The following is a 12,085-nucleotide window of genomic DNA, read 5'->3' on the forward strand; positions in this document are numbered from 1 at the left end:
CAACAAAAAATTACTTTAAGGAACACTTTTATGAAAAAACGATTTTTACTTCCTCTATCCCTTGCGGCGTCTATGGTTTGTGCTGAAGACAACGGCTTTTTTGTGGGCGCGGGCTATCAAATCGGCGAAGCGGTGCAAATGGTCAAAAACACCGGTGAATTGAAAAACTTAAACGACAAATACGAGCAGTTAAACTCGTATTTGAATCAAGTGGCTTCGTTGAAACAAAGCATTCAAAATGCCAACAACATTGAGCTGGTCAATAGCTCTTTAAACTATTTAAAAAGCTTTACTCAAAACAACTATAATAGCACCACCCAATCGCCCATTTTTAACGCTGTGCAAGCCGTTATCACTTCGGTATTGGGTTTTTGGAGTCTTTATGCGGGGAATTATTTCACTTTTTTTGTGGGTAAGGATAATCAACCATTATCTAGTGCCGCTGGTAACCCTCCTTTTAAAACGGTTACAGAAAACTGCCCAGGAATTGAAAACTGCGCTATGAATGAAACTACTTATAATCAGATGAAAACACTTGCCGAAGCTCTCCAAGCGGCTCAACAAAACGCTAGCACTAAAGGGAACAACCTTTGCGCTTTATCCGGATGCGCCACAACAGGCAACAACCCACCAAACTCAACCGTAAGCAACGCTCTCAACTTGGCACAACAGCTTATGGATTTAATCGCAAACACTAAGACTGCTATGATGTGGAAAAACATCGTCATCAGTGGTGTTTCAAATGTGCCCGGTGGTGGTATCACATCCACTAATTACCCAACGCACTATGCGGTGTTTAACAACATCAAGGCGATGATACCTATCTTGCAACAAGCGGTTACGCTTTCTCAAAGCAACCACACCTTATCCACTAGCTTGCAAGCTCAAGCTACAGGAACTCAAACAAACCCTGAATTCGCTAAAGACATCTACCAGTTCGCTCAAAACCAGAAGCAAATCATCTCTTACGCCAAAGATATTTTCAACCTCTTTAATACTATCCCTGCAGATCAGTATAAATATCTAGAGAAAGCCTACTTGAAAATACCCAATGCGGGTCAAACTCCTACTAACCCTTACAGACAAGAGGTGAATTTAAACCAAGAAATTCAAACGATTCAAAGCAATGTGAGTTATTATGGTAATCGGACGGATGCGGCTTTAAGCGTGGCTAGAGATGTTTATAACCTAAAATCCAATCAAACAGAGATTGTAACCACTTATAACGACGCTAAGAATTTGAGCGAAGAGATTTCTAAACTCCCATACAATCAAGTCAATACAAAAGACATTGTCACACTACCTTACGATAAAAACGCTCCAGCAGCGGGCCAATACAACTACCAAATCAACCAAGAGCAAGCGTCCAATCTTTCTCAAGCTTTAGCAGCGATGAGCAATAACCCCTTTAAAAATATCGGAATGATCAGCTCTCAAAACAATAACGGCGCTTTGAATGGGCTTGGCGTGCAAGTGGGCTATAAACAATTCTTTGGCGAAAGCAAAAGGTGGGGGTTAAGGTATTATGGCTTCTTTGATTACAACCACGGCTATATCAAATCAAGCTTTTTTAATTCTTCTTCTGATGTATGGACTTATGGCGGTGGGAGCGATTTGTTAGTGAATTTCATCAACGATAGTATTACAAGAAAGAACAACAAGCTCTCCGTGGGTCTTTTTGGAGGTATCCAACTAGCAGGGACTACATGGCTTAATTCTCAATATGTGAATTTAACCGCTTTCAATAATCCTTACAGCGCAAAAGTCAATACTTCCAATTTCCAATTTTTGTTCAATCTCGGCCTAAGGACGAATCTCGCTACAGCTAAGAAAAAAGACAGCGAACATTCCGCGCAGCATGGCATAGAATTAGGCATTAAAATCCCCACCATTAACACCAATTACTATTCTTTTCTAGGCACCAAACTAGAATACCGAAGGCTTTATAGCGTGTATCTCAACTATGTGTTCGCTTACTGAGTGATTCAAACTCTCTTTTTTAAGGGGGTTTAGAAAAACCGCAACACCAAGCTTTTTATCGTTGGCGATAAAATCTACAAAACCAACGGCGCGACAACAAACCCTAACGCCACGCTCAAAAACACGACTAAAACCCCAGGGATCAAAAACGCATGATCAAACACATAACGGCCCATTTTAGTGGTGCCGGTGTTATCCATAGCGATCGCTCCTAGTAAAGTGGGGTAAGTGGGTAACACAAACAACGCCGAAACGCTCGCAAAAGAAGCCACGATAATATACAAATGCTCCGTATGGTTAGCGCTAATACCTAAGGCTGTGATCACGCTTGGGATGAGCGCTTTAGAAGTGGCAGCCTGCGAATACAAAAGCATGGAAGCCAAAAAGAGCGCTACGGCTAATAAAAACGGGTAATCTGCGATCAAAAAAGAAGCGTATCGCTTGATTTCATCTAAATGATTGCTCACAAAAGTATCGCCCAACCACGCCACGCCTAACACGCACACGCACGCTTGCATGCCGGATCTAAACACGCTTGAATGGGCGATTTCATTAGCGTTAATTTTACAAAAAAGCACAATTAGAGTCGCCACACTCAACATGAAAGACACAATCGCGTAATCTCTGCCTAAAACCACTGGGTTAATCAAAGCGATATTTTTAGAAATCGCGCTCGCATAAAAAACGATCGCTACAACCCCACCGATAAAAATCCATAACGATAATTTCGCGCTTTTTGAGGTTTCTTTTTCTTCTTTGATAATAGGGGGCGAAATTTTTCCTGCTTTCAGGTGCTCTAAATAATGCGGATCGCTGTCTAATTTCAAATCCGTAAAACCCATCACAAACGCCGTGAGAATGCATGCTAAAAAAGTCGTAGGGATCCAAACCATTAAAAGGGTCAAGTAATTCGCTCCTAAAGGCTCTAAAATGCCGCTCATAAACACCACCGCCGCGCTCACCGGGCTTGCAGTAATAGCGACTTGACTGGAGACTACCGCTAAGCTTAAAGGCGCTTTGGGTTTGATGTTTTGGCTCTGGCTCACTTCCACAATCACCGGAATTAAAGAAAAAACCGTGTGTCCAGTGCCCGCTAGTATCGTTAAAAAATACGCCACGCTTGGAGCGAGGTAATTGATTTGCTTGGGGTGTTTTCTTAAAATTTTTTCAGCGATTTTGACCAAGTAATCCAAGCCCCCTGCTTTTTGCATCGCGCTGATAGCGCTAATGACTGCCATGATGATTAAAATCACATCAAAAGGGATTTTGCCCGGATTTAGCCCCAAAAATAAGCATAAAATAAGCACGCCCAAACCCCCCGCATAGCCCACTCCCAAGCCCCCTAGCCTTGCCCCTAAAAAAAGCGAAAAAAATAACACTACAATTTGAAAAAAGGCATCCACTATTAACCCTTTTTAAATTTATTTTAACGATGTTTTACTATACTATAAAACCTTTTAAATTTCAAAAGGTGGTCTATAATGAGAATATTTTTGAAATTGTTGATTCTTTTATTTTGTTTGAAGGGGCAAGTTATGGCTCAAAATTTACCCACCATTGCTTTACTGGCGACAGGAGGGACGATTGCAGGGAGTGGTGCGAGCGCGAGTTCGGGTAGTTATAAAAGCGGTGAGCTGGGCATCAAAGAGCTTCTTAGGGCTATCCCTAGTCTCAACAAGATCGCTCGCATTCAAGGGGAGCAGATTTCTAACATCGGCTCACAAGACATGAATGAAGAGGTATGGTTCAAGCTCGCCAAACGCGCCCAAGAATGGCTAGATGATAGCCGCATTCAAGGCGTGGTCATCACGCATGGCACGGACACTTTAGAAGAGAGCGCGTATTTTTTAAATTTAGTTTTACACTCCACAAAACCGGTCGTGCTAGTGGGAGCGATGCGTAATGCTGATTCTTTGAGTGCGGATGGGGCTTTGAATTTGTATAACGCGCTGAGCGTAGCACTCAATGAAAAAAGCGTAAATAAAGGCGTGTTGGTGGTGATGGATGATAGTATTTTTAGCGCTAGAGAAGTGGCTAAAACGCACACCACCCACACTTCCACCTTTAAAGCCCTAAATAGCGGTGCGATAGGGAGCGTGTATTATGGCAAAACACGCTATTACATGCAGCCTTTGAGAAAACACACCACAAAGAGCGAATTTTTTCTTTCACAACTCAAAACCCCCTTGCCTAAAGTGGATATTATTTACACGCATGCCGGCATGACCCTTGATTTATTCCAAGCGAGCCTAAACTCGCATGCAAAAGGCGTTGTGATAGCTGGGGTGGGTAATGGGAATGTGAGTGCTGGGTTTTTAAAAGCGATGCAAGAAGCGAGCAAAATGGGGGTGGTTATTGTTCGTTCTAGCAGGGTAGGCAGCGGTGGAGTCACTTCAGGCGAGATTGATGACAAGGCTTATGGTTTTATCACAAGCGACAATTTAAACCCCCAAAAAGCCAGGGTGCTTTTACAACTCGCTTTAACCAAAACGAACGATAAAGCAAAAATCCAAGAAATGTTTGAAGAGTATTGAAACATTCTTTAGAATGGTTTGAAACACTGAAGCGGTTTTAGGTTTTTATTTTTGATTGGAATTTAATCAAATCGTGGTTGGGGGGTAGAAGTCGCCTTTAATGATAAATCCCACGCTTGGCTGATCGCTAAAAACTGCGGTGTTAAAAAAAACAATAAAAAATTACTAATAATATTTTATATAATAGCATGCTTCTATCCCAAACGCTAAAAGCGTTTAGGATTTCTGCTTAAAGAGTTTGAAGCTTTGATAGAAAAAGTGGTGTCATTTAAGCTTTAGTGTTTATCGCTGTGATCTTCATCATGGTGGTCATGATCTTTATCGTCATGATCTTTATCATGATCTTTGTCATGTTTTTTGCCATGCTTCTTACCATGCTTATCGTGTTTGTGCATTTTCCCATGCTTGCATGATCTCAACCCCAAATCATCATCCATGTCCTTCATGTTACTTTTTTTAAGCGCTTCTTTAATAGCTTTTTGGCGGGCTTTAAAATCCGCCACGGTCATGTTGTCTGTGTTTTTAGTTGCATATTCATGCAACTGCTTATGGAAGGCTTCTCTCTTGTCTTCAGGCATTTTTTTCATGCGCATTCTCAACTCTTTTTTATAATCCACAATATCCTGAGGAGCGACAATGCCAGCCATTTTAGCCAAATCTTCATCGCTTGTTTTACTGAAATCCTTGGCGTTTAAAGCCACAAATAGCAATGCACTAACAGAAAGTATTTTCAACGCTTTTTTCATGTTTTATCCTTTTAAATTAAATTTTATCTCACTTAGGAGAGCAATGTTCGTCTTTTTTCTTAACAACCCTACACCAAACTTTTCTCGTATCGCCGCTGCAAACGCTCACATTAAGTCCTTTTGCCTTGATCTCTTCAGCGCTCAAACCTTTGGTTTTTTCTTCTAATTCTTTACGCACTTCTTCACGCATTTTTTTGAAATCCTCTTCACTCATTTTGGAAAGATTCTTCCTAGCGATCCGGCTGAAATTCGTGCGGAATTTCTTAGCGTCCTCAGCGTTTAAAGCTTTAAGGCGTTTAGACACTTCCATGCGATAATCAATCGCTTCATTAGAAGGCAGAGTTCCTGCTAATTCTAAAAGCTCCTTATCTTTGAGTTGCGAAAAATCCCTAGCGCCTAAAACCTGTAATCCAAGCAAAGCTAACAGGCAAAAAGCCAAACTCCTTCTCATTCCCAATTCCTTGTTGTCTGAATTTTTGCCGCATAACGACAGCAAATTTTGGCATTTTATCATGTTAATTTTAATTTATTCTCAAACGCTTCTAATAGCGCTAAAAAATGGGGTTTTTAAATTTCGTGCAAGCCTTGTGTGTCATCATTTAATTTTTATTTATAAAGGTCGTTTTAAACCCTAAAATTTTAAAATACCATTTTGAATGATTTGTTTGTATGGTGTTGGTAGTTTTTGGATTATTTTGAGTGAAAGGATTAAGCAAGATGTTTGTGGTTTTTATAGAAGGTTTCGGTTTAGCGATTTCTTTGTGCGCGGCTGTGGGAGCGCAATCCTTGTTTATTGTGGAAAGGGGGATGGCTAGGAATTATGTGTTTTTGATTTGCGCTCTGTGTTTTATGTGTGATATTGTGTTAATGAGCATGGGCGTGTTTGGCGTGGGGGCTTATTTCGCTAAAAATCTTTATTTGAGCTTGTTTTTGAATTTATTTGGAGCGGCTTTTACTGGATTTTACGCTTTTTTAGCTTTAAAAACCCTTTTTCAAACCTTCAAAAAAAAGCAAGTCCAAACCCCCAAAAAACTATCTTTAAAAAAGACCTTATTATTCACTTTAGGCGTTACCTTACTCAACCCTCAAGTGTATTTGGAAATGGTGTTTTTAATTGGCGCGAGCGCTTTGTCTTTTGATTTAGCGCAAAAATTTGTCTTTCTAGCCGGCACTTTATCGGCTGCTTTTTCTTGGCTTTTATTGTTATGCACCCTATCTCTACGCTATGGCTCTAAACTTTTAAACAACCAAAAAATTTTTATGGGCGTGAATCTCTTTGTAACCGCTATCATGGGAACGCTTAGCGTTACTTTATTTAGGGATTTTTTAGCGCTATTGGGTAAAACCTAAAAAGGGGCTAGTTTTAAGCCATTTTGCATTACAATACTCCTAAATGAGTTTTTAAGGATTACAATCAATATGCAAGTTTTAGCGTTAAAATACCGCCCCAAACATTTTAGCGAGCTAGTCGGTCAAGAGAGCGTGGCTAAAACGCTTTCTTTAGCCCTAGACAACCAGCGTTTGGCTAACGCTTATTTATTCAGCGGGTTAAGGGGTTCAGGGAAAACCAGCTCTTCTAGGATTTTTGCTAGGGCTTTAATGTGTGAAGAAGGGCCAAAAGCCGTGCCTTGCGATACTTGCACCCAATGCAAAAGCGCTTTAAACAACCACCATATAGATATTATAGAAATGGATGGAGCGTCTAATAGGGGGATTGATGATGTCCGTAATCTCATAGAGCAAACGCGCTACAAACCAAGCTTTGGGCGCTATAAAATCTTTATCATTGATGAAGTGCATATGTTCACCACCGAAGCGTTTAATGCGCTTTTAAAGACTTTAGAAGAGCCTCCTAGCCATGTGAAATTCCTTTTAGCGACAACGGACGCCTTGAAATTGCCCGCTACCATACTCAGCCGCACCCAGCACTTCAGGTTTAAAAAAATCCCTGAAAATTCCGTTATTTCTCATTTAAAAACCATTTTAGAAAAAGAACAAGTGAGTTATGAAAACAGCGCGTTAGAAAAACTGGCTCACAGCGGTCAAGGGAGCTTGAGGGATACGATCACTCTTTTAGAACAAGCCATCAATTATTGCGATAACGCTATCACAGAAAGCAAAGTGGCTGAAATGTTAGGAGCGATTGACAGGAGCGTTTTAGAAGATTTTTTTCAAAGCCTAATCAACCAAGATGAAGCGCGATTGCAAGAGCGTTATGCCATTTTAGAAAATTATGAAACCGAAAGCGTTTTAGAAGAAATGATGCTTTTTTTGAAAGCGAAATTATTAAGCCCTGATACTTATTCCATCCTTTTAATAGAGCGCTTTTTTAAAATCATTATGAGCGGTTTGAGCCTTTTGAAAGAAGGGGCTAACGCCAGTTTTGTGCTGTTGTTATTGAAAATGAAATTCAAAGAGGCTTTGAAACTCAAAGCCCTAGACGATGCGATTTTGGAATTAGAGCAAAGCAAAGAAAGCGCTTTAAAGCCCTTAAACCAAAACGCTAACGCCTTTAAACAAGAAAGTGCAGAGAAAATAGAAAAGTCAGAAAAAAGAGAGAGTGCAGAAACCCCGCAAACTCCCATGCTTTCAGCCAAAGATCGCATTTTTCACAACCTTTTCAAGCAAGTCCAAACAAAGGTTTCTGATCGCAACTACGAATTAGGGGCGGTGTTTGAAAAAAATATCCGTTTTATTGATTTTGACAGCCAGACTAAAACCTTGACTTGGGAGTCTTTAGCCACCCATAAAGATAAAGAGCTTTTAAGAGAGCGTTTTAAAATCGTGAAAAGTATCGTTGATGAGGTTTTTGGCAAGGGCGAAAACATCAAAATCGCTTTAAAAAATCATTCAGAAAATAAAAGCGCTTCAGAAGAAACTAAAGATAAATTCCTCTCTTTAAAGCCCAAACCAACCACAGAAACGACGGCTGAAATGAAAAAAAATGAAACTAAAGAAAAAGAGGTTCAAGAAAAAGAAACTAAAGAGGTTAAAGAAACCCAATCAAAAGAAACCCCTACAGCCTTGCAAGAATTTATGGCTAACCATTCCAATCTCATTGAAGAGATTAAGAGCGAGTTTGAAATCAAAAGCGTGGAATTGTTATGAGAGCGCGTTTAGACGAGTTAGACAAAGTGGCTGTTGCAATTTTAAAAGATGGTTTTAAGGGGGTGGTGCTTTTAAAAGGCGTTGTGGGGAGCGGTAAAACGACTTTAGTTCAAGCGTGCTTGAGATACTTGGGTTTAGACATTCAAGCGACTTCGCCCACCTTTAGCTTGATGCATGCTTATAGCGAGAGCGTGTTCCATTATGATTTTTACATGCGCGATTTAGAGGCTTGCTTGGAGCTTGGCATGTTAGAGTGCTTGTTAGAAAAGGGGATCCATTTTGTGGAATGGGGCGATGAAAAATTAGAAAAAATTTTAAAAAAATACGATTTAGCTATTAAGGTTGTGGAAATTAAAACCGAATTAACTAGCCGTTTTTATACAATAAAGATCGCTTAAAGGGTCGCTTGAATGGATATTTTAAAAGCAGAGCATTTAAACAAACAGATTAAAAAAACCAAAATCGTTTCAGATGTTTCTTTAGAAGTGAAAAGCGGCGAAGTGGTGGGGCTTTTAGGGCCTAATGGGGCGGGTAAAACCACCACCTTTTATATGATATGCGGGCTTTTAGAGCCTAGTGGGGGGAGCGTTTATTTAAACGATGTGAATTTAGCTAAATACCCTTTACACAAGCGTTCTAACTTAGGCATAGGCTATTTGCCCCAAGAATCCAGCATTTTTAAAGAATTGAGCGTGGAAGAGAATCTAGCCCTAGCAGGGGAGAGCACTTTTAAAAACTCTAAAGAGAGTGAAGAAAAAATGGAAAGCTTGTTGGACGCTTTTAATATCCAAGCCATAAGAGAGCGCAAGGGCATGAGCTTGAGTGGGGGAGAAAGAAGGCGCGTAGAAATCGCTAGGGCTTTAATGAAAAACCCTAAATTCGTGCTATTAGATGAGCCTTTTGCAGGCGTGGATCCGATTGCGGTGATTGACATTCAAAAAATCATTGAAAGCTTGATTGGATTAAACATCGGCGTGTTGATTACTGATCACAATGTGCGAGAGACTTTGAGCGTGTGCCATAGGGCGTATGTGATTAAAAGCGGCACGCTTTTAGCGAGCGGGAACGCTAATGAAATTTATGAAAACGCTTTGGTGCGTAAGTATTATTTAGGGGAAAATTTTAAGGTATAGACATGGCGGTTTTACGCACAAACATTAGCCCTAAAAACAAATTAAACGCTACCTTAAAAGGGTGGCTTCCTATTTTACAAAGCGAGCTTGAAGATTTAGAAGAGGTGTTGAAACAAAACGCCCTGGATAACCCCTTAATCAAAATTGAAAACAAACGCATCAAAAATTTTAGCGATCGTTTTAGCGCTAAAAATAGCAGCGATCATTTAGAAAATTTAACAATCGCATCTAAAAGCCTTTTTGAAACCTTAGAAGCTCAAATCATTCCCCCCCTCTTTCCCACTGAAACCTCTCAAAAAATTGCTATGGATATTATTAACGGACTGGATAGTGAAGGGTATTTTGAAGAAAGCATTGAAGAAAGGGCTCAAATTTTAGGGGTAGAGAGCGAAGTTTATGAGAAAGTGCGCAAGCGTTTTAGTTATCTTAATCCCGCTGGCATTGGCGCTAGAGATGTGAAAGAGAGCTTTTTATTCCAGTTAGAGAGTAGGGAATTGGACAATAATGAGCTTTATGAAGAAACGCGAAAAATCATTTTAAATTTAGAAAAACACCATGAATTTTCTAAAGATTTTTATTATGAAAAGGCTTTAAAGATTTTAAAATCCTTTAAAAACCCCCCAGCCATTGAGTTTTTAGAAAAAGAAATAGAAGTCATTCCTGAGCTTTTTATTGTAGAAGTGGATGATGAAATCATCGTGCGTTTGAATGATGAGAGCTACCCGACGATCAGTTTAGAAGAAAATTGCTTTAAAGATAGCGGTTATTTAAAAGAAAAATTAAAAGAGGCTAAAGATTTGATTGATGCGCTAAATTTGAGAAAAGCCACGATTTATAAAATCGGCCTCATGCTTTTAGAATATCAATACGATTTTTTTAAGGGTAAGGAATTACGCCCTTTAAAATTATTGGATTTAGCCAATGAGTTTAACCACTCTGTAAGCACGATTTCAAGGGCCATTTCTAATAAATATTTGGCATGCGAAAGGGGGGTTTTCCCTATTAAGCATTTCTTTAGCACCGCCTTAGACAATAGCGAGACTTCAAACGCTGTGATTAAAGACTATCTTTTAGAATTGATTAAAAACGAAGACAAAAAAGAGCCTTTGAGCGACGCTAAGATTTTAGAACTCATTGAAGAAAAATTCCATTTGAAAATGGTAAGAAGAACGATCACCAAATACCGCCAACTGCTCAACATCGCTTCTTCAAGCGAAAGGAAAAAGCTCTATTTGATGCGTGCTTGAAAAACCTATTTTGATGTGTTGATTAAAATCGCGCTATTTAAAATCCCTAAACAATTTCCCTAAATCCACATCAAGCAGTTTTGTTTGGGATCGCAATTCTAAAAGGTTTTGAGCTCCTTTAATCAAATCGTTACTAGAAATGCCATGAGAAAGAGAGATTTGAGCTTCTAAAAACGCGCTCAAATGATCGCACACCTTTAAAAGCTCCCCACAAACCCCAAAATATTCATCGCTGTTATAAAGCGTGAATAATTCTTCAGCGTCTTTAGTGAAAATGATTTGATGAGACCTGTCTTTGTAGCGGTTTTTAAACTCGTTTTCGGTGAAATATTTCAAATCTTTTTGAACGCCCAGAGAGACAAAGGAATAGACTTTGTTTTGCATTTCTTTTTTTTCAATTTCTTTAATGCAGTGATCAAGCCCTGCAACGCTTTGTTTGATGGGCGTGATAATGTCTCTAGTTAAAATCTCGGGTAAATCATGGAAAAGCCCGCCCAAAAAATGATTGATCCGCATGCTTTTACAAGCTTTTAAATCAAAACTCAACAAATACCCCATCACCGCCACGCATAAGGTATGCCCTAAAACACTGGTTTGCGGCACTCTTGGGGTCTGGCTCCAACGCTTTTGGAAACGCAACTGCCCAAACATGCTCACCAATTTTTTCAGATCTTCTTTTTCCCCAAAAAGCCCTTCAAACAAATGCTCGTTATCGTGGAGTTGCTTGTCAATTTTATCTTTAATTTCTTTCACGCCATACATGTTAGGGTTAAAATGATAAATAATATCAAACTCCCACTTAGACGCATAAAAATGCGCGCTCTCTAAAATGTGGGTTTCTAAAATTTGGGGTCTGTGGCTTAAATACTCTTTTAGTTCCTCTAAAGAAAAATACGCGCTGATTTCATCTTGCAAACTTTGCACGACATAGGAGGCTAATTCTTGGCTGTGCGTTTGTTGGAGGGCGTAAAAAATAGGGGGTTTAATATCGGTTAAAACCAAGCGTTCCAAAAATTCAAAGCAAAAATACTTGATTAAAAGATCTAAATCTAAGTCTTTACCCTTGTCTTTTAAATCTTTAGCGAGCAAATACGCGATCATCGCTTTATGGGCTTGCTTGTCTAATTCCACAAATTCCAAAGGGCATGCTTGGTCATTCCAACGCCTAATAGACGCACCCACAAACACACGCCTTAAAAATTGAGTTTTGAGTTTAGGGGCTTTTAGGGGTTTAATAGGATGAGCCGCATACATAACTTTCCTTTTTATACTATTTTGAATATTAAAGCTATGATCTGATTAAGAAATATTGATTTGATCACGCAAGATTGAAAAAT

Annotated in this window: 11 protein-coding genes; 7 read left to right on the plus strand and 4 right to left on the minus strand. The window is 39.5% G+C overall.

Annotated features, from left to right (window positions below):
* The first annotated feature begins 30 nt into the window (after positions 1–30).
* Complete coding sequence (sabA, locus tag AA974_RS02920) at positions 31–1,980, plus strand: Hop family adhesin SabA/HopD (RefSeq protein WP_064433346.1); 1,950 nt, start codon at positions 31–33, stop codon at positions 1,978–1,980.
* A 74-nt stretch (positions 1,981–2,054) separates the two neighbouring features.
* Here sabA and AA974_RS02925 read toward each other — a convergent pair whose 3' ends face one another.
* On the minus strand, positions 2,055–3,386 hold the full coding sequence (locus tag AA974_RS02925) for an anaerobic C4-dicarboxylate transporter (protein ID WP_080471005.1): 1,332 nt from the start codon (positions 3,384–3,386) through the stop codon (positions 2,055–2,057).
* A gap of 129 nt (positions 3,387–3,515) precedes the next feature.
* Here AA974_RS02925 and AA974_RS02930 point away from each other — a divergent pair, with 129 nt between their 5' ends.
* On the plus strand, positions 3,516–4,514 hold the full coding sequence (locus AA974_RS02930; RefSeq protein ID WP_230380959.1) for a type II asparaginase: 999 nt from the start codon (positions 3,516–3,518) through the stop codon (positions 4,512–4,514).
* Between the two features lie 275 nt (positions 4,515–4,789).
* Here the strand turns inward: AA974_RS02930 and AA974_RS02935 are convergent, their stop codons facing one another.
* Positions 4,790–5,260, minus strand: coding sequence for a sialic acid-binding protein (locus AA974_RS02935; RefSeq protein WP_064433349.1), 471 nt, complete (start codon positions 5,258–5,260; stop codon positions 4,790–4,792).
* Positions 5,261–5,288: 28 nt separating this feature from the next.
* Entirely contained in the window at positions 5,289–5,711 is a 423-nt protein-coding gene (locus AA974_RS02940; RefSeq protein WP_064433350.1) for a DUF1104 domain-containing protein, read from the minus strand.
* Positions 5,712–5,977: 266 nt separating this feature from the next.
* On the opposite strand from AA974_RS02940, the gene AA974_RS02945 reads away from it, so the two are divergent.
* The 5 genes from AA974_RS02945 to AA974_RS02965 all read left to right on the plus strand — a co-directional run bounded on the left by AA974_RS02945 (position 5,978) and on the right by AA974_RS02965 (position 10,748).
* Positions 5,978–6,610 (plus strand): LysE family transporter, encoded by a 633-nt coding sequence (locus AA974_RS02945; protein ID WP_064433351.1) that lies wholly within the window; start codon positions 5,978–5,980, stop codon positions 6,608–6,610.
* Between the two features lie 69 nt (positions 6,611–6,679).
* Positions 6,680–8,368, plus strand: coding sequence for a DNA polymerase III subunit gamma/tau (locus tag AA974_RS02950; RefSeq protein WP_064433352.1), 1,689 nt, complete (start codon positions 6,680–6,682; stop codon positions 8,366–8,368).
* Positions 8,365–8,766, plus strand: a complete 402-nt coding sequence (gene tsaE / locus AA974_RS02955; RefSeq protein WP_064433353.1) for a tRNA (adenosine(37)-N6)-threonylcarbamoyltransferase complex ATPase subunit type 1 TsaE — start codon at positions 8,365–8,367, stop codon at positions 8,764–8,766. The genes AA974_RS02950 and tsaE overlap by 4 nt, the downstream gene beginning before the upstream one ends.
* Positions 8,767–8,778: 12 nt before the next feature.
* Entirely contained in the window at positions 8,779–9,501 is a 723-nt protein-coding gene (gene lptB, locus AA974_RS02960; RefSeq protein WP_000353241.1) for an LPS export ABC transporter ATP-binding protein, read from the plus strand.
* 2 nt (positions 9,502–9,503) lie between these two features.
* The gene (locus AA974_RS02965) at positions 9,504–10,748 is read left to right on the plus strand and encodes an RNA polymerase factor sigma-54 (protein ID WP_064433354.1); all 1,245 of its coding nucleotides are present in this window, start codon (positions 9,504–9,506) and stop codon (positions 10,746–10,748) included.
* Between the two features lie 33 nt (positions 10,749–10,781).
* Here AA974_RS02965 and AA974_RS02970 read toward each other — a convergent pair whose 3' ends face one another.
* Positions 10,782–12,002 (minus strand): HD domain-containing protein, encoded by a 1,221-nt coding sequence (locus tag AA974_RS02970; RefSeq protein WP_064433355.1) that lies wholly within the window; start codon positions 12,000–12,002, stop codon positions 10,782–10,784.
* Between the last annotated feature and the right edge of the window lie 83 nt (positions 12,003–12,085).

It is taken from the genome of Helicobacter pylori (genome assembly GCF_001653475.1).
GTDB classification, from domain to species: Bacteria; Campylobacterota; Campylobacteria; order Campylobacterales; family Helicobacteraceae; genus Helicobacter; species Helicobacter pylori_CM.